Annotated in this window: 14 protein-coding genes; 8 read left to right on the forward strand and 6 right to left on the reverse strand. The window is 47.4% G+C overall.

Annotated features, from left to right (window positions below; all coding sequences use genetic code 11):
- Positions 1–115: 115 nt before the first annotated feature.
- The 3 genes from dnaJ (at position 116) to EML15_RS04565 (ending at position 3341) form a co-directional block, all read left to right on the forward strand.
- Entirely contained in the window at positions 116–1285 is a 1170-nt protein-coding gene (gene dnaJ, locus EML15_RS04555; protein ID WP_144273677.1) for a molecular chaperone DnaJ, read from the forward strand.
- A gap of 18 nt (positions 1286–1303) precedes the next feature.
- Positions 1304–1705, forward strand: coding sequence for a helix-turn-helix transcriptional regulator (locus EML15_RS04560; RefSeq protein ID WP_255455982.1), 402 nt, complete (start codon positions 1304–1306; stop codon positions 1703–1705).
- A 115-nt stretch (positions 1706–1820) separates the two neighbouring features.
- A complete protein-coding gene (locus EML15_RS04565) occupies positions 1821–3341 on the forward strand; it encodes an aldehyde dehydrogenase family protein (RefSeq protein WP_144273678.1) in 1521 nt (506 codons plus the stop codon).
- 149 nt (positions 3342–3490) lie between these two features.
- Here EML15_RS04565 and EML15_RS04570 read toward each other — a convergent pair whose 3' ends face one another.
- Positions 3491–4654, reverse strand: coding sequence for an alpha/beta hydrolase (locus EML15_RS04570; RefSeq protein WP_144273679.1), 1164 nt, complete (start codon positions 4652–4654; stop codon positions 3491–3493).
- Positions 4655–4660: 6 nt separating this feature from the next.
- Complete coding sequence (locus EML15_RS04575; protein WP_144273680.1) at positions 4661–4921, reverse strand: hypothetical protein; 261 nt, start codon at positions 4919–4921, stop codon at positions 4661–4663.
- 120 nt (positions 4922–5041) lie between these two features.
- On the opposite strand from EML15_RS04575, the gene EML15_RS04580 reads away from it, so the two are divergent.
- Together EML15_RS04580 and EML15_RS04585 are read left to right on the forward strand one after the other, a co-directional pair.
- Positions 5042–5848: a carbon-nitrogen hydrolase family protein gene (locus EML15_RS04580; protein WP_144273681.1), complete on the forward strand. Its 807-nt coding sequence runs from the start codon at positions 5042–5044 to the stop codon at positions 5846–5848.
- Between the two features lie 261 nt (positions 5849–6109).
- Positions 6110–9103 carry a VaFE repeat-containing surface-anchored protein gene (locus EML15_RS04585; protein ID WP_144273682.1) on the forward strand — a complete coding sequence of 998 codons (2994 nt, stop codon included), beginning with the start codon at positions 6110–6112 and terminating at the stop codon, positions 9101–9103.
- A 141-nt stretch (positions 9104–9244) separates the two neighbouring features.
- On the opposite strand, the gene EML15_RS04590 is transcribed toward EML15_RS04585, so the two are convergent.
- Positions 9245–9859: an RloB family protein gene (locus EML15_RS04590; protein ID WP_144273683.1), complete on the reverse strand. Its 615-nt coding sequence runs from the start codon at positions 9857–9859 to the stop codon at positions 9245–9247.
- A 17-nt stretch (positions 9860–9876) separates the two neighbouring features.
- A complete protein-coding gene (locus tag EML15_RS04595; protein WP_144273684.1) occupies positions 9877–11205 on the reverse strand; it encodes an ATP-binding protein in 1329 nt (442 codons plus the stop codon).
- A gap of 225 nt (positions 11206–11430) precedes the next feature.
- Here EML15_RS04595 and clpB point away from each other — a divergent pair, with 225 nt between their 5' ends.
- Positions 11431–14004: an ATP-dependent chaperone ClpB gene (gene clpB / locus EML15_RS04600; protein ID WP_144273685.1), complete on the forward strand. Its 2574-nt coding sequence runs from the start codon at positions 11431–11433 to the stop codon at positions 14002–14004.
- Here clpB and EML15_RS04605 read toward each other — a convergent pair.
- Together EML15_RS04605 and EML15_RS04610 are read right to left on the reverse strand one after the other, a co-directional pair.
- Complete coding sequence (locus EML15_RS04605) at positions 13969–15303, reverse strand: cation:dicarboxylase symporter family transporter (protein WP_144273686.1); 1335 nt, start codon at positions 15301–15303, stop codon at positions 13969–13971. The genes clpB and EML15_RS04605 overlap by 36 nt on opposite strands.
- 289 nt (positions 15304–15592) lie before the next feature.
- Positions 15593–16228 carry a DUF3800 domain-containing protein gene (locus EML15_RS04610; RefSeq protein ID WP_246846931.1) on the reverse strand — a complete coding sequence of 212 codons (636 nt, stop codon included), beginning with the start codon at positions 16226–16228 and terminating at the stop codon, positions 15593–15595.
- 135 nt (positions 16229–16363) lie between these two features.
- Between EML15_RS04610 and EML15_RS04615 the strand changes: the two genes are divergently transcribed.
- Together EML15_RS04615 and EML15_RS04620 are read left to right on the forward strand one after the other, a co-directional pair.
- Complete coding sequence (locus tag EML15_RS04615) at positions 16364–17203, forward strand: sulfurtransferase (protein WP_144273688.1); 840 nt, start codon at positions 16364–16366, stop codon at positions 17201–17203.
- Between the two features lie 53 nt (positions 17204–17256).
- On the forward strand, positions 17257–18345 hold the full coding sequence (locus EML15_RS04620) for a hypothetical protein (protein WP_144273689.1): 1089 nt from the start codon (positions 17257–17259) through the stop codon (positions 18343–18345).
- Position 18346 lies beyond the last annotated feature (1 nt).

Below are 18346 nucleotides of genomic sequence, written 5' to 3' on the forward strand. Positions count from 1 at the left end.
GTATCGCATGAGTTACGAGGTCTTTCCTGTTGCCTTTGGTGAGGAGAGGCCTCGATTTTTCTCTCATCTTTAATCGTGCATCTTTGATCTTGGAAAACTGAAAGGAGGGAGCAAGATGACACCCAAAAATGAATGGATAGAACAAGATTTTTATCAAGACCTAGGCGTGAACACAACGGCGAGTGAAGCAGAAATAAAAAAAGCCTATCGCAAAATAGCTCGTGAGAATCATCCGGACTCAAACCCGGGAAACAAGGCAGCTGAAGAAAAATTCAAGCGTGCAGCTCAAGCCTATGATGTCTTAGGTAACGAGAGTAAACGCAAAGAATATGATGAGTTTCGTGCGTTACTTGCCAGCAATAAAGCTCATGGGTATAGCACTCAAGCAGGCTTTGATTTTTCCGACCTAGGTGATTTTCTTGGTGCAGCACGTGCACGCCAAGGAAACTTTAGCGACACAAACCTGGGTGATATTTTTGGCACTTTCTTTAACCGCGATACTACACGCGCCTATAAGCCACGTTCACCGCGCCCTACTCGAGGTGCAGACGTAGAAACTGATGTCACACTTGAGTTCCGGGAAGCGGCGCAAGGGACAACCATCCCACTGAAATTAACAGGAGACGCGCCCTGCACTACGTGTCATGGTTCAGGTTCGCAAAGCGCTAAAAAAACAACCTGCACTACTTGTTCTGGTACTGGTTTTACTTCCGAAAATCGAGGAGCATTTGGGTTTTCGGCTCCGTGTACTGATTGCGATGGCACAGGTACAAAAATTACCGATCCTTGTCTCGATTGCGACGGGAAAGGAACAGTACACAAAACTCGTTCCATCACAGTGCGTATTCCAGTTGGCGTTATCGACGGACAAAAAGTGCGTTTAGCTGGTCAGGGTGAGGCTGGTCCTCATGGTGCCCCAGCAGGCGATTTATTTGTCAATGTGAAAGTCAAACCAGATTCTATTTTTACCCGCAGTGGTGATGATCTTGAGGTGACTGTTCCTGTTTCGTTTACCGAATTGACTCTAGGGGAAACAATTTCTGTTCCCACACTTGAGCATAATGTTCGCTTAAAAATACCAGCTGGTACCCCTAATGGTCGAGTGCTGAGGGTGCGCGGTCGTGGTATTGCGAAGCGTGGTGGTGAAACAGGCGATCTTCTAGTAAAAGTTGAGGTAGTAATTCCTACGGATCTTGATCCTGCTGCGATGAGTACCCTGCGTAGTTTTGCACAAACTGCCCGAGATGCCGGTTATGATCCGCGTGCAGGTTGGGCCGGAGCTTAAGAATTGGAGGTGAGAGCTGTGTCTGAATCCAATGGCAAAGATTTTGAGGAAGTGTTTGTTATTTCTGTTGCTGCTGAGCTGGCAGGAATGCACGCACAGACATTGCGTACCTATGATCGGCTCGGATTGGTTACTCCGCAGCGAACTTCTGGGGGTGGGCGTCGTTATTCGCTTGACGACGTTGAGCTGTTGCGCACCGTGCAACGCCTTAGTCAAGAAGATGGCGTTAATTTGGCTGGGATCAAGGCAATTATTGACTTAAAAAAAGAAAATGCTCGGTTGAAGGCGGAGAATAAACAGTTGCGCCAGGAAAAGGAGCAGCTCCTTAAGTATGGGGTGCGGTCGCGTGGTGAGATAGTGCATGTACCGCGATCGACAGCAGTGGTGTTATGGGAGCCGCGTAGTTCTCGAAAGCGCTAAATGGGTTCCTCTGGTCAAGATTGCCTCAGCGTGTTAACGTGATGTAGGTCGCTTATGTGGTTCATGTGACCGCTAAGCCACATATATACATCATGCTGAAATAAGTGAGGCAATTATGACTATTTATGCTAATCCAGGTACACCAGGCGCAATTGTGGAATTCCGCGATCGCTATGACAATTTCATCGGTGGTGATTGGGTTGCTCCTGTAGCAGGTCGTTATATGGATAACATCACCCCAGTCACTGGTGAGGTTTTCTGTCAGGTAGCACGTTCTGATGCACAGGATATTGAAAAAGCACTCGACGCTGCCCATGCAGCGGCTAGCTCCTGGGGTGCTACGTCGCCGGCAGAGCGCGCTTTGGTGCTGAATCGAATTGCCGATCGTATTGAAGAAAATCTTGAAAAAATTGCCGTGGCAGAAACGTGGGATAACGGTAAGGCTGTTCGAGAAACTCTTGCAGCTGACCTGCCGCTTACTGTGGATCATTTCCGTTATTTCGCTGGTGCTATTCGTGCTCAAGAGGGTGGCATTTCGCAGCTAGATGAGAACACAGTGGCATATCATTTCCACGAGCCAATTGGTGTGGTTGGGCAGATTATTCCGTGGAACTTTCCTATTTTGATGGCTGCATGGAAAATTGCACCGGCATTGGCTGCGGGTAACACCATTGTGCTCAAGCCGGCTGAGCAAACCCCAGCATCCTTGCTTTATTTGGTAGAGATTATTGCTGATTTATTACCGGCAGGTGTGTTAAATATCGTTAATGGTTTGGGAGAAGAAGCAGGTGCTGCGCTTTCTTCTTCTCATCGAATCGGAAAAATTGCGTTCACTGGTTCCACCCAGGTTGGTAAGCTCATTAACAAGGCAGCGGCGGATAAAATTATCCCAGTGACTCTCGAGTTGGGTGGTAAATCGCCATCAATTTTCTTCGAGGATATTATGCAGGCAGATGATGCTTTCCGCGATAAGTGCGTCGAAGGTCTTGCGATGTTTGCCTTGAATCAGGGCGAGATTTGCACCTGCCCATCACGTGCGCTGGTTCATGAAGCTATTGCCGACGACTTCCTTGCCCTTGGCGTCGAGCGCGTGAAGAAAATTAAATTGGGTAATCCGCTTGATACTGAAACAATGATGGGTGCGCAGGCGTCCCAGGAACAGCTCGATAAGATCTCTAGCTACCTTGAGCTTGGTCCTCAAGAAGGTGCTGAGGTGCTTACCGGTGGCCATATCAATAAACTTGAGGGGCTTGATGGTGGGTTCTATATTGAACCAACCATCTTCAAGGGAACAAATGATATGCGTATCTTCCAAGAAGAAATTTTTGGACCAGTGCTTTCGGTTACTACGTTCAAGGATTTCGATGAGGCAATCCGTATTGCTAATGACACGAACTATGGTTTAGGTGCTGGCGTGTGGACTAGGCAGCAAAATACTGCTTACCGTGCTGGTCGCGCTATTCAGGCAGGACGAGTATGGGTCAATCAGTATCACAATTACCCAGCTCATGCTGCTTTTGGTGGCTATAAAGAGTCTGGTATTGGACGGGAAAATCACCTTATGATGCTGGCACATTACCAGCAAACTAAGAATCTTCTTGTTTCTTATGACGAGAATGCCACAGGTTTGTTCTAAACAACTACGTTACGGCGGTTGGGTTTGACTGGTGTGAGTATGTCTTGCACCAGTCAATCAATATCAGGGGCATATGTGCTGATTATTCATATCGACGTACCACACTGTGCAGGCAGGTTAGGTGCTTAGTTAAGTACCGTGTGCCTGCTCTAGCCTTTAGGTTTATTGAGTTCTTTTTTGAGCATTGCGATAAATGACTCATCGGTAAAATAATCAGAATGTCCACCGTGGATACGTAATAGTGGATAACCGCTGGTCAGTGCTGCAGGATCAATGCCATGTAATGAGGTTAGTGCTGTTCCTGTTAACCCAATAGGGTCTTTATCGCCGAGTGCGGCAATAATTTTGGGGGATTGAGAATTAAGGGTAAGTTTTCTTGGTACTCCAGGGCTGCCAGCAAGAATGAGACTATCTGCCTCGAGTCCTGATTCTGTTGCTGCGTATCCGGCAACAGTGGATCCGTAGCTATGACCTAATACGACCAGGCGAGCATGTGGATTTCTTTCTCTTAATGCTTTCTGCAGTTTTTGTAGTGGTATACGGGCTTGCAAAGCAGGAGTTTTGGCGATTCCTGCAGCCAGCGACGGAGGGGCATCATATCCAAGCCACATGACAACAGGGGTACCAGTTTTTTGATAAATATGTTGTGCACGATTGGAATAGGTTTGCATACCTTCGGAGGAACTTGAGCCTACACCAGCGACGATCGTCGTAATTGATTTTGCATTATCAATATCTCCGAATGCCAGGGTAACGTGTCCTTTTTGATCGGCTTCCAGAATGTGAGCATCAGGGAATTTTTTACTCAAAGAAATGATATTTTCTGGTGCTTCTATCAATGAGAGTTCATGCAATTCGTCAAGATTCAATTCTTTGCGTTCTGACAGAGAATGTTCTGGTTCGCGTGCGCGATTGCGCAGTGTGTTGGCGCAACAGAAATCCAAAATTTTTCCTAAGGTTTGTAACTGATTGAGGGCAATCGTTAAGGGGAGTGAACAGTCGGCAATTCCTTGCGCTATGTCATACAAAGAAAGAATTTGTTTGTATGTTTCTTCTAATTTTGATTGTGCACTAGCAGTGTGATCGAGTGCATTAATAATGCACAGCGTCGTTGTGTGAATTTTGTGCCAGCGCGTCAGTATTTCATAAAAGCGCTGTTGAGCTGCATCAAATGCGATGGAAGATACGGTAGCAAATGCCGTATCTACATTGCTTTTCTGGGCTTGCAGCAATTGCTCGTAGCGCAGGGCAACATTTTTATGGTGGGCTGAGGTGTAGGAAAGTTCGCTTGATTTTAATGGGAAAATGCTCATGGGTTATCAATTGTGTGTTGGAAGGGTGGTGCTCAATGTGGTGTGGAGTGAGTTATCTATGGTGGTGCATTTCTGGACAAAAGAATGTAATTCGGATAGATGTTCGTCGAAAGCGGTGATGATTTCATGTGCTTTGCGGGTGAGGTCGGCATTGTGGTCTGTTAAAGCATGCATGGTTTTGCTTGGAGTATCGAGCGTATTGAGTGGCATGGGGCTGAGATGCCTGACAAGGTTCTGAAAAGATTGTTGAGTGAAGATTAAAGTCATGCTCATCATTATGTTTTGCTTGGGGTGGGTAGGGAAGGGCAGAGGGGTTTGGAGCTAAAAAATTGTGGAAAACAATACTGTTTTCAGTTTTTATCCACAGGCAGCAGCTATGCTTGGGATATGCGAATTGCACTTGCACAGGTTTGTTCTACTGGTCATAAACAAGAGAATGTGGATCTAGTACGTAGGAGTGTGGTGCAAGCAAAAGCTGATGGGGCGCAGCTTGTGGTGTTTCCTGAAGCAATGATGCAGGGATTTGGTACTGGGCGGTTAGATATACAAGCGGAAGAGATGGATGGTGAGTTTATCTCTACGCTTGCGCAGTTAGCTACGGAATATAGTATCGCTATTATTGCTGGGGTGTTTGTCCCGGCAGATCGAGTGGAACGCTCTGGTAAGTGGATTAACCGAGTACACAATACGCTTGTCATTGCTCGGCCATCTCAGGAACTTGAGTATTACCATAAAATTCATACATATGATGCCTTCGGTTTTCGGGAATCGGATACGGTGGCAGCCGGTAAGGATACTGTGGTTTTTGAGTATGGTGGCATTTGTTTTGGTGTGGCTACCTGCTATGACATTCGGTTCCCGCAGCAGTTTGTGGAGTTGGCGCGCCACGGTGCTCAGGTGATTGTGGTGGCTGCGTCGTGGTCTGGCGGGGCGGATAAGTTACGACAGTGGCAACTTTTGACTCAAGCTCGGGCTTTGGATTCTACGTCCTACATTGTGGCGGTTGATCAAGCATTGCCTAGCGACGAGCGTGCTAGTGCTGCGCCAACTGGTATTGGACATTCTATGGTGGTTAACCCTCAAGGGGAACCGATGGTGGAACTGGGGGAATTGAGCGAAGTGGTATGTGTGGATCTTGACCTATCGAAAGTGGAGCAGGTGCGTAAACTGTTGCCTGTATTGGATTATGCTTAAGTTTTCTTAGTAATTACTGGGCAGACTTTAAGGTATGGGGGAGGCTGTGGGGGAGTCTTTTTATTTATTTTTTCTATATCTGAGATTCTAAAACCCTAAGAAAAGCCCTGTTTTTATATGAATTTTAAGAAAAAATTTAGAAAACTTTTGATTAACAGATGGGATTCTTTGTGGAGTAGACTCCCCATGTTTGTGTCTTGATTTCATATAAAGGAGAACAAATATGGACATTGCTCGTAGTAAAAAGACGGGTGGTTGTTGGTGAACCGCTTAGTGTTTTTGCGCGATTTTGCCTGGCGTTTCTTAGCTATGGTGGTATCCATTGCTTTGGTGTCTTTTGGCGTCGTTTGTGTGCACAACAACGCGGCAGCTGATGAAGAACTCACCTCTTACGATGAGGGCTATAGCGACGCTCAGCTTGACGCTGGTCAAAGGCATGGTACTGAGGCCGGCGCTGTTACTGGCGAGAATAATGGCCTGCTGAAGAAAGTAGAAAAATCTGATAGCTACGACGCTATCTCGCAACTAACGCACGACAATGCGGGAATACGCGGTGGCGTGCAGCCATTTGCTGGTTTAACCAACTTAGTGCATGGCAACTGCATTGATTTTGGGTTTAGTAGCCCGACAATCAATGAAGGAACGGAGTCTCGGGCGGAAAAAGATTTCCGTCGACACTACACTCTTGATGGTTCTCGTGACGGCGATGTTTACTATGAGAAACTCACTCAAGTAACTGGACAAGGGGCAACCGCTTTTGATCGCAGTGAAGTACAAGACATTGAGCTTATTTACAATGGTAAACTTCGTGATTCTGCGATCAATATGGCAAAGAAATACACCCAGGAAGTGCACCGTCTCCAAACACTCACCCAAGAATCTGAGTTGGATGAGGACGCGATTCGGGAATCTATCGCTCAGGTTGGTAAATATGGCTTAATGCTTCGCGCTTTGCTCACCACGTCGAGCGCTAACAAATCAAAGCTATATGGGCGACTGCTAGAAGCGGGCGAGCCTGGTTTTGCGGATGATGAGAATAATGTCATCAAATTCCAAGGAGACTTGCTGAGTACAGTTATTACTCCTGAAGATTTTACTAAGGAAACTGGTTTCGTTATTACTGGTAATGTAGAAAAAACCTTAGACGGTTTTTATCTTCAAGATTCCGCTGCCGATGGCTATTACCTCACTCCTATTGCGGAAGACGGATCTACTCCAGGTACTGGTGGGTTAAAGTTCCGCGATATTGTTCCTGAGGCTAACGCTAACGAATACATTAGCGTAGTTGTCCCAACCTCCTATGATATTGACAAACTAGCTATTTCAACTGGTGAGGCTGATTTCCAGCGTTTCTTCCCAGTAGATCAGCCTGGTCTGCCCGACCCAAGTAAGCCTGCTGCTCCTCGGATCGCTACCTCCGTTGCTGTCGACGATAAGGCTGAGTTCAACGCTAAGCAGGAAGCGTTACAAGCTAAAGAGGCTGAACTGGAAACCGTTGTCGAAAATGGCACTGAATACGTTGTGATCTATGACAATGTTGAGGTCAAAAACCTGGTTCGTGGCGAAGAATACGCACTCGACGCACAGCTAGTGCGCAAACCAGAAAAAGATCAAGTGGTTACGCCAATTGAGGGCGTCGTCGGTAAGCAAAAATTTGTTGCTGGTGCCGATAACTTCGATGCTGCTAGGGATGATGACGGTAACTCTGAAAGCGTGTCCGGAATGGTGCGTGTGAAGATTCTTCTCCCTAAGTCTGAACTGGAAAAAGACGTGGAGAGCTTCATTGCGTTTGAGACGTTGACCTCCGAAAGTGAGAAGGCTCAAGCCAATAAGGCTGATGGTTTATCTGAGGGCGCTGCGGCGAATGTGATTGCTCAGCACGACGACCCTACTGACCAGGCTCAAACAATCTTCATTGAAAAGGTACTCAAGCCTTCTATCACGACCTCTTTGGATACGGAACCAACAGGCATTGATGAAACAGACGCTAATAAACTGAGTTTCCATCGGTCCGCGGATAAGAAAGGTGAGTTTGCTACCTTCTTCGATACTGTGAGAGTTAATAATGTGCTGCGTGGTAAAGAATACACGCTGACAGCTGACCTTATTGATAAGGCAACAGGCAAGCATATTGCAGGAATCGACGCCCAGCCTATTACTTTCACACCTGGTGTCGCTTCTATTGGTTCAGTTTTTAAGACTGGTGCCGACGACGGTAAGTCTGAGACTTTGTCTGGAACTGTCCTCGTACCTATTGCTGTTCCTAAGGAAGCATTTAAGTTCGACGCAGCGCAGCCGAAATCTTTTGTTGCGTTCGAGACGTTGACCTCTGAGGACGCTGAGGCACAGGTTGTGAAAGCTGATGGTTTATCTGAGGGCGCTGCGGCGAATGTGATTGCGGAGCACAAGGATCCTGAGGATGGAAACCAGACAATTACGATTGAAATTCCTATCGAATCGACTGAAGATCCTGAGCATGAGACAACTGAAGCGCCTGAGGCGTCTGAAGTTCCTGAAGTGACGCACTATGGCATCGCTGATGATGCCCAGACAGCATTCAGTGAGGATACTGATACGGGAATCAGTGAGGAGGTGAGTCCGCAGAAGCCCGTGAAGCCTTCTGAGAGTGAGACGGTTCCTGAGATTCAGATCGTGGAGAGGGCTAGTGATGAGGAAGATGATGAGTATTCTGTTGCTGAGGTTGAGCCAGGTGCTACGAAGTCTGTGACATTTGAGGTCGTCAACACTGGTAGTACACCAATGAAGGATATTGCTGTGACGGATATGGTGAGCTCAGCCGAACAAGTTACCTGCGAGGATCATCCTAAGGTGCTTGAGCCTGGTGAGTCATTCATGTGCACTGCGATGTATTCTGCGCCTGAATCTGATAGTCAAGAGGAAGATATATCAGATGCTTTAACAGGAGAGGATCACTTTGTGTCTCTTGAGGATATAGTCGATTCTGAGCAGCCTGTGAAGGATTCTGATCCTGCGAAGGCGAAGCCTGGGTCTGGTGGGGCTAGGCAGTCTGAGCCTTCTAAACCTGAGGGTGATAAGCCAAGCGAGCCAGAGTCTGACAAGCCTGCTAAGCCAAGTGAGCCTGAGAAGGTTGTGGTTGATGTGATTGCTGGTCAGGTTGTTGAGCATCGTGGTGAGTCTAAGCCTGGTGCTAAGCCTAGTGTGAATACGGGTTCTAAGGCTGTGAAGAAGCCTGGTGCTCGTGTGACGACGGGTGGTCATTTGCGTGCTGCTTAGTTGGGTGTGTTCCCATAGGTAGTGTGTGGTTGGGTTCTGGTATTACCAGAACCCAACTTTTTGTATCTGAGTGTGCGATGCACTAAACCACCGTCGACAAGCTTTTATATTTGGGATATGAACTTCGAGAAGAGTTCAATATCAATCGTTTAGTAAGCAGGAAATCAGATGCGGAATTGCTGTTGATGCTTTCCCCTCAGAAATTCCATGCTCATCAAACGCTAAAATATCAACATTTTTCATTGCCGTCTTCCAATTCTCAATCGGAAATTGATCTGCTATATGTTTTTTATTTCTCCCCTTAACGGCTCCTTTTTTCACCAACTCAGAAGATAGAAGTACACGAGATAAACGTTTCCCTCTTATGTTTTCATAATGAGCCAATAGCCATACCTCAAAGCATGGATTAGAAACAACAAAGTGAAAGCTCGTGTCTTTAGTTACCTGTTTCCGTGCTTGAGAAAAACCCTGTTGGAATTGATCTGGAGAAAAATCATCGACATCCACTACATAAAATACATTCCTGAACGGTGACCCCGTATGACGATCTATCGCTTCTAAAGATTTGGAAACAATTCTTTCCGGCGAGTGTGGTTCAACTACAATATGAAGATTAGGAATACGGAATGTACTGCGTAAACGCTCGAAATACTGTTTTTCAGTAACTTCCCCCTGCAAAACCAACATGAAAGTTGGTTTCAATGGACGGATTCCTTTTCCTCGTCTTGTTCGTGGCTTTAGCTTTCTCGCAGCCATTCTTCCCCCCTTAAAGACTACTTTCTCAGTGTATCCAAAACCGTCGACACCTTTGTCCGATCCGTAAACGGTAGTGCACCGAATGAGCCTTCTAGGTACTGTTTCTCAATATTGTGAACAGGTCTAACTGGAAATTCATCGAGTGCCACAAGATCAGAATAAGAATTTTTTTTCTCAGCAAACCAAACCTCACCGCGTTCTAATAAATCGGTTGGGTGCTTACCAATAAGAGTGATGTCGTGTGAAGTGAACAAAAGCTGCGCACCCTTCGTATTCATTTCTGGATCGGCAAAATAATCAACTAACTCCCGAACTAAATAAGGGTGTAACGAAGAATCTATTTCATCGACAACCATCACCCGTCCCGACGTTAAAGCAAGAAGCGCAGGAACAACTAAATCTATCCATGTCCGAGTACCCTGGGATTCTTCAGCTTCATGCAATCGAAAAACCTGTTTTCCATCAGAATGCTCAAAGAGCATATACCGAAAGTACTCTTTAAGTTCTTGCTCAGTGATTGTATTTAGAGCGCTCTTCTGTTCCGAGGAAAGCTCTTCAAGAGGGAACTCGGCATGACTGACCATATCCAGAACCTGATGGAATTTCTGAGCCCACTCTGGGGCAATCTCCTCCACCGCAATATCATTAATTCCCACGTCTGCTACCTCAAGAATCACGCGCAAGACATTGAGCCATTTGCCATCCGAAGCAAAACGCATCAACCATTTATGCCGAGTATCTTGATCTGCATCACTAGGTTTAATAGGGGGAAGTAAACCATTCCGCCACCATGATGCGGCCTGTGAAAATTCACCTGGATTTTTTGTTGTCAACCATGCCGAATGTACTAATGACCACGATGTCATGAATTGGCGCATATTCTCCTGCACTGCACGAGAAATTTTGACCTGGCCAAACTTTAGCTGGTTTCGAGTGCGGCTGAATACTAACTTCCACCTAGAAGACGGGACAGCATACAGTTCTTCTTGGACAACACCGTGAGCATCAACCTCAAGATTCCATCGAAACCGTACGCCCTGAACTTCATATTCAACTTCATAAAAAGAGGGTTCTTCTTCATAGAGTAGATGCGGATCATGTAACGCTTTTACCCAGATCTCATCCGTTAGGGAACGGAAAACAGCTTCTTGAAGGATCTCTAAAGGTCGGAGAAAGTTTGTCTTGCCAGAAGCATTCGCACCAAAAATTGCCGCGCGCGGATACACATTCTCTGCCCATGCTTCATCGTTGCGAGGCTTAAGTGTGCGGAAAGATCGTCGCTGTAGATCTAAGGTTGTTTCCTGTGCGAAGGAACGAAAATTACGTACTGTAAGTGTCAGTAGCATGAAGTAATAATATGATTTTAGCTAAAAATTTGCATTTTTTATACAAAAAATCCCCCGTATGGGTAATTTTTTGATGGTTTGATCCCCATTGAGTCTTAATGCACTAACCTACCGTCGACAAGCGAAAAATAAAAAGCAGAAAATTACAAAGTTGAGTGGAACAAACTCAACTTTTTGTGCGTTGTAGAAAGCGTAAGACATAAACCTATCGAAAAAGGAAGAACAATGAACGCTTTTAACCCAACAACCAAAACTCAAGAAGCTCTCCAAACTGCACTGCAACAAGCGAGTGCAAAGGGGAACCCAGATATTAGACCGGCGCATCTCTTAGCTGCCATTCTCGGGCAAGAGGAGGGGATCGCCACGCCGGTGCTTAGAGCAACGGGAGTGGACCCTGAGGTGGTGCGTCGGGAAGCTGAGGGGCTTGTCGATTCTTACCCGAAAGCCCAGGGTAATGGGTTGGCAAACCCTAACTTTAACCGCGACGCGCTCAATGCGCTCACAGCTGCGCAGGAATTAGCAGGTGAATTAGGTGACGAGTATGTCTCGACTGAGGTGCTGCTAGCGGCAATTGCGCAGGGTGGCTCAGACGCGGCGGAGCTCCTCACGAAACGTGGTGCTACCTATGACGTCATCAAAGGGGTTTTTCCGTCGGTGCGCGGCAATAAAAAAGTAACCAATCAAGACCCGGAAGGGCAATTCCAGGCCTTAGAAAAATACTCCACCGACCTCACCGCACGGGCTAGGGAAGGAAAGATTGACCCGGTCATTGGGCGTGATGCTGAAATTAGACGTGTGGTGCAAGTCTTGAGTAGGCGCACGAAGAATAACCCGGTGCTCATTGGTGAGCCTGGCGTGGGTAAAACCGCTGTCGTGGAAGGATTGGCGCGCAGGATTGTTGCTGGTGACGTCCCTGAGTCATTAAAAGGCAAAACCTTAGTGAGCCTCGATCTTGGCTCAATGGTTGCCGGGGCAAAGTACCGTGGTGAGTTCGAGGAACGCTTAAAAGCAGTGCTTGATGAGATCAAAGCTGCAGAAGGTGAGATTATCACTTTCATTGATGAGCTACACACCATCGTGGGTGCTGGTGCTACCGGGGACTCTGCAATGGATGCCGGCAATATGATTAAGCCTTTGCTTGCTCGCGGAGAATTGCGCTTGGTTGGGGCAACGACCCTAGACGAGTACCGCAAGTATATTGAAAAAGATGCCGCACTAGAGCGTCGATTCCAGCAGGTTTTGGTGGATCAGCCCAGTGTGGAAGAAGCGGTAGCTATTCTGCGTGGTCTTAAAGAGCGCTATGAGGTTCATCATGGTGTGCGTATCCAAGACTCTGCGCTGGTAGCAGCGGCAACCTTGTCGGATCGCTATATTACGTCACGGTTCTTGCCGGATAAAGCCATTGACCTCGTCGACGAGGCAGCTTCTCGTTTGCGCATGGAAATCGACTCGTCACCTCAAGAAATTGATGAGCTGGAACGCATTGTGCGTCGGCTAGAGATCGAAGAAGTAGCTTTGCAAAAAGAAACCGACCCGGCTTCTCAGGAACGTCATCAGAAACTGCTTCAAGAGCTTGCCGACGAACGCGAAAAGCTAGGTCACCTGCGAGCTCAGTGGAATAATGAAAAACAAGCTATCGACAAAGTGCGCGAGGCTAAAGAAGAATTAGAACGATTGCGCTCTGAATCTGACATTGCCGAACGCGAGGGAGACTACGCCAAAGTAGCAGAGTTGCGTTATGGGAAAATTCCAGAGTTAGAAAAGACTGTGGCACAAGCTGCCGAAGAAAGCGTGGACACCACAATGCTCAGCGAGGAGGTTACCCCAGACATTATTGCTGAGGTGGTATCTGCGTGGACTGGAATCCCAGCAGGGAAGATGCTCCAAGGTGAAACACAGAAACTGCTCAATATGGAACAAGAATTGGGTAAGCGTGTCGTCGGGCAGCTGGCAGCAGTAACTGCGGTTTCCGACGCGGTGCGTAGAGCTCGTGCCGGTGTGGCTGATCCGAACCGACCAACAGGATCCTTCCTGTTCCTAGGTCCAACGGGTGTGGGTAAAACGGAGTTGGCCAAAGCCTTGGCTCAATTCATGTTTGACGATGAGCGCGCCATGGTGCGCATCGATATGTCTGAGTTTGCCGAAAAGCACTCTGTGGCACGTCTCGTTGGTGCCCCTCCAGGATATGTAGGCTATGACCAGGGCGGACAACTCACCGAGGCAGTGCGTCGCCGACCATATACCGTGGTGCTTTTCGACGAAGTGGAAAAGGCACACCCAGACGTATTCGATATCCTGCTGCAAGTGCTCGACGACGGTCGCCTTACCGACGGACAAGGACGCACTGTAGATTTCCGAAATACCGTGCTCATTCTCACCTCCAACCTGGGTGCAGGAGGCACAAATGAAGAAATGATGGCAGCAGTTCGTGCAGCCTTTAAGCCAGAGTTTGTTAATCGCCTTGACGATGTGGTGATCTTTGATCCACTCAGTCAAGAGCAACTGACCAGCATTGTTGATATTCAGATCGCTGACTTGGCTCAGCGCCTTGCTGCTAGGCGTCTCACCCTCGAAGTTGACCAGCCAGCCAAAGCATGGCTTGCAGAGCATGGCTATGAACCAGCCTACGGTGCACGTCCGCTGCGTCGTTTGATTCAGCAAGCTATTGGCGACCAGCTCGCTAAGAAATTGCTCGCTGGCGACATTATCGACGGCGACACTGTGGAAGTACACCTAGCATCAACCCAAGAGGAAGACGACTCCCTACTCAAGAGTTTGAGCGTTGTCGCTAAACGGTAATTTACCGTGCAGTACCGCCTGAACTCGGGCAATGTCAATGGTCTTTGTCCACTTACCCACCAAAATAGTGGCGACGGCATTGCCCGCAAAATTAGTCAGAGCACGAGCCTCAGACATAAAGCGGTCAATGCCCACAATAACTCCCACACCGTCCAAAAGATCTGGGCGGTGTGCTTGTAGACCGCCAGCCAAAGTGGCAAGACCAGCACCAGTAACACCAGCAGCGCCCTTAGAAGCAATAATCATAAAAATCAGCAGGCTGATTTGTTGCTCAAGACTCAAAGGCATATTCATCGCGTCGGAAATGAAAATCGCCGACATGGTCAGATAAATGGCAGTGCCATCCAAATTAAAAGAGTAACCAGTGGGAACCACAATTCCCACAGTAGGGGTGGCTACGCCCAAATGTTCCATCTTGCGCATCAAATTCGGCAACGCCGACTCAGAGGAAGACGTGGCAACAATCAACAAGAACTCGCGCCCTAAATAGCCACACAACCTAAAGATATTAACCCTGGTAAAAGCCCACAAAATGCTGCCTAGGACAACGAAAATGAAAATAATGCAGGTGATATAGAATGCGAGCATCAAAATCCCCAACTGCAATACTGCCTTCATGCCAGTAGCACCAACGACGCCAGCCATAGCACCAAAAGCACCAATAGGGGCAAGCCACAAAATCATATTCAGAATCTTAAAAATGACCTGCTGCAATTGGCGAATACCAGCCAAGATAGGCTCACCACGACTACCCAAAGACTGGATAGCAAAACCAGTGAGCAAGGCAATGAACAGCACCTGCAACACAGAGCCAGAGGTAAGCGCAGAAAAGAACGTGTCAGGAATGATTGACTGAATAAAACCAATTGTGCCGCCGTCACCCTTGCCCTCTGCTTGGGCAGCATACTCGGCACCAGCGCTCTTAGTGGCTTCGATATTAAGCCCATCACCAGGCTGAATGAAATTGCCAACCACAAGACCAATGGCGAGCGCGAAAGTAGACATAATGATGAAATAGATCAGTGCTAACCCACCGGCTTTACCTACCGAGGCGGCCGCGCGCACCGAACCAATACCTAGCACAATGGTGCAGAAAATCACAGGTCCAATCATCATTTTGATAAGACTGACAAACATTGTGCCAATTGGTTTGCAGGCTTTAGCTGCGTCGGGGGCGATAATGCCGAATAGGATACCGGCCACAACTGCAATAATCACACCAATATAAAGCCAATGGGTGCGATCTTTCTTTGCTTTGGGTTGCTGTGGCGCGGTGTTGGATACAGATGTTTCGTGCATGAAAACCACACTTCTTTGCAATAGGGATTACAAGTGAGAACTAATGTGTCACTACTAACATTAGTGCCAATTCCTTACTGAAAGAAATGGGTGTGAGAGTTGGTGGGGTTCCTTGATGTGATACATCAACTTTGAGTTCTCAGCAGGGGTCTGTCCGCTATACTGCCTTTTCTTCTGTTAGAGACTATTGACAAAGTAAACATCAATGTTAGGGTAGAGATGAAAGGTTCCTCCTTGCCGATAAGAACCCTCGGGTTCTCCAGTAATGCTGGTAGGTGAGGAGGTCATTTTATCTATTCCAAAAGCGATTATCAACGTCCTTAAATAGATCGAAAGTATCCCATTCGGATGCACCTGAGTATAAATTATTCTTCATCTCATGGTCATTGCTTTCTAGTGAGCGAAAAAGAGCCCAAGAGTAATAATCAGCAATCTGACCATTTAGATCTTGCTTTACTGGGTGAAAGAGAATGCGTATCTCTTTTTGTAAGGGAGCTAATGCTATTTTAAGTTGCTTCTCTAAAGCCTTTTGCTTTTTGCCAGTAAGAACTGAATCAAAGATTAAAATTATTCGGTTGCATTTATCGGCTATAGCGTTATACACCCACTGTCCCATATTTTGTCCAAATAATTTGAGCAGTGTTACTTCCTCTTGTAAATCTGGTTGAGTGTATGCCTTATCAATCCAAATACTGTGTATGCGTATGTTATCGAGAGAAGAAATTACATCAGCAACTCGCCGACGTGTTCCTTTGCTATTTTCTGTTGCATGAAAATGAAGGTCTTTGCTGCCGCTAGCTAGAAGATCATATTTTAATTTTTGCATAGCAGCTGCTGATTTTTCTGGTGTGATTGTGCATACAGCGCTCAGAATGAAATGTTGTTTCCCTTTAGGGGTAAATTGCAAATCACCTGATTCATCCATGAAGACGAACATTGTATGTGCTTTAGTGGAGTGCGAAAACATGAAATTATATTCTAGGGCAAAAATAAGTATTCAATGTTTATTCTCCCAAGGCTTTATCCAGCGGACTTCGTCGCAAGGCTTTAGACTGGGAGTATGAGTATTACCATCAGTGCCAAAGAGTTATCTGAGCGCATACAATCAGGTAAAAAGCAGACGATTCTTGCCGCAATGTGGTACCGCAACGGGCGTGACGGCTATTCTCAATTCTGCTCGGATCATATTCCTACAGCGTTATTCTGTGACACAGCCGCCGCATTATCCGGCTTGCCTAGCTCCGAAAATGGGCGCAATCCACTCCCAAACCTCAACCTTCTCAACAAGTGGTTCTCAAAATGGGGCATTAGTGCTGATCGTGACATCATTGTTTACGACGACCATCACGGACTTTTTGCAGCTAGAGCATGGTGGATATTCAAGTGGGTAGGGCTTTCTCGCGTATTCATTCTCGACGGTGGGCAAAAAGCCTGGGAAGCCCTCGGCGAAGAAACTCTGGGTGGCCCAGGTAACCTTCCTGGTTACCGCGAAGTGCTTGCCACAGGTGGGCACTTGCCAGTGGCAACAATTGAGGAAGTAAAAGCCCATACCGGTTTGCTTATCGACGCTCGCGAGCCCAATCGCTTTGCTGGGCGAAAAGAGTTTCTCGACCTCAAAGCAGGGCATATTCCAAGTGCTGTCAATATCTCCACGCGCAGTGTTCTCAACGCAGATGGCACATTTAAGAGTGCGGCGCAATTGCAGGAACTCTTTAGTCAAGCCGGGATCAACACTGCTGCCGACGTCGACAATGCCATAATCTACTCAGGTTCTGGAAACCACTCTGCGCAAGTCATCGCGGCAATGAATATCGCAGGCCTGGGTACCCCACGCCACTATATTGGTGGCTGGTCGCAGTGGAGCGCCGATCCGCGTAATCCAGTAGAAACCGGAGATTAGATTCTTCCAGCTAGGGGCGGCAAAATAACAATGTCGCGCTAGCGCGCTAGGGTATGACTATGCTTTTTCTTTTCGCAGCTTTATTCGCACTCCTTGGCGGGGCACTGCTCTACGCTGATTATGCGCGTAAAAATGCTCCTAGCGCTACGCCACAACCAGCCCAAAGCGAACCCCATTATGACTACATCGAAGGCGATGACCTCACCTTAGAACGAGCTCAGCCCGAGGAAACACCATCAGCTGCGGCAAAAGAGAAAGCAACCGCTGGAGGATTCCGCACAAAACTCCTTAGTACAGGGAAAAAAGAGCGCAAAACCTGGGCGCAGCATCATGGCTATGAGTTCACCAAACAAGATCCATTCCTGGAAGACGAATGGACGCGTGGTGCAGCTGCGTCGGGTGGCGTCATTCGAGATCTTATCAGCACAAATATCGCTGACCACGAGTTCTACTTTGTGGATATAGCCGGGGTTTTAGTGATGGCAATGCGTCGAAGTGCTAGCTCAGAGGTAGTTATTTGTGCGCAAAAACCAGACATTGAGTTCCGGGATGCCTGCACTGACCTCACCCCACTAAGTGATGTTCACGGTTTTAGTTTTGCCAGCAGTAATCAAGGTGCCACAGAAAGAATGATGGATAGCAGAATCGTTCATGCCTGTCAGCATATGCCTGACGCAGTTCAGGCTCTATGGTGGGAAAATGATTGGGTTCTAGCTCAACTTGAGCGCACCGCTACCGCGCAAGACTGGGACGAAACCATCCCCCAACTACAACTGCTTGCCGACGCCGCCCTGGTACTACCAGCTAAAAGTGGTGCTTTCCCAGCCATTAACTTTGCTGAGCACACCCCAACGAGGCCTCTTCCTGCACCTCCGCTTAGTGCCGAGGGGGATGACTATACCGAAGAAGAGTTGCCAGAATTATTACGCATTGTGGCGCAAGATGAACCAGTCACATTACCCAAACGCGCCAAGGCACAAAATCGAGGAATCATGGAATTGCGCGAGGTGGGCGCTGATGAAGTACAAGCGATTGCGCATGGAAAAAACTCTCAGGATAGAGACACGCGCCAAGGCACTAAGATCTTAAGGAAACAAGTTGGAGACTCGCACATTTTCCATGACGCGAGCCCCGAAGAATAAA

The sequence above is a fragment of the Corynebacterium sp. sy017 genome (assembly GCF_017918135.1).
Classification (GTDB): domain Bacteria; phylum Actinomycetota; class Actinomycetes; order Mycobacteriales; family Mycobacteriaceae; genus Corynebacterium.

What these genes read in the sequence shown, in the direction of transcription:
- clpB (WP_144273685.1), top strand. Translation starts at nt 11,431, where the DNA reads ATGAACGCTTTTAACCCAACAACCAAAACTCAAGAAGCTCTCCAAACT.
- EML15_RS04580 (WP_144273681.1), top strand. Translation starts at nt 5,042, where the DNA reads ATGCGAATTGCACTTGCACAGGTTTGTTCTACTGGTCATAAACAAGAG.
- EML15_RS04615 (WP_144273688.1), top strand. Translation starts at nt 16,364, where the DNA reads ATGAGTATTACCATCAGTGCCAAAGAGTTATCTGAGCGCATACAATCA.
- EML15_RS04605 (WP_144273686.1), bottom strand. Translation starts at nt 15,303, where the DNA reads ATGCACGAAACATCTGTATCCAACACCGCGCCACAGCAACCCAAAGCA.
- EML15_RS04620 (WP_144273689.1), top strand. Translation starts at nt 17,257, where the DNA reads ATGACTATGCTTTTTCTTTTCGCAGCTTTATTCGCACTCCTTGGCGGG.
- EML15_RS04565 (WP_144273678.1), top strand. Translation starts at nt 1,821, where the DNA reads ATGACTATTTATGCTAATCCAGGTACACCAGGCGCAATTGTGGAATTC.
- EML15_RS04570 (WP_144273679.1), bottom strand. Translation starts at nt 4,654, where the DNA reads ATGAGCATTTTCCCATTAAAATCAAGCGAACTTTCCTACACCTCAGCC.
- dnaJ (WP_144273677.1), top strand. Translation starts at nt 116, where the DNA reads ATGACACCCAAAAATGAATGGATAGAACAAGATTTTTATCAAGACCTA.
- EML15_RS04610 (WP_246846931.1), bottom strand. Translation starts at nt 16,228, where the DNA reads ATGGATGAATCAGGTGATTTGCAATTTACCCCTAAAGGGAAACAACAT.
- EML15_RS04575 (WP_144273680.1), bottom strand. Translation starts at nt 4,921, where the DNA reads ATGACTTTAATCTTCACTCAACAATCTTTTCAGAACCTTGTCAGGCAT.
- EML15_RS04590 (WP_144273683.1), bottom strand. Translation starts at nt 9,859, where the DNA reads ATGGCTGCGAGAAAGCTAAAGCCACGAACAAGACGAGGAAAAGGAATC.
- EML15_RS04595 (WP_144273684.1), bottom strand. Translation starts at nt 11,205, where the DNA reads ATGCTACTGACACTTACAGTACGTAATTTTCGTTCCTTCGCACAGGAA.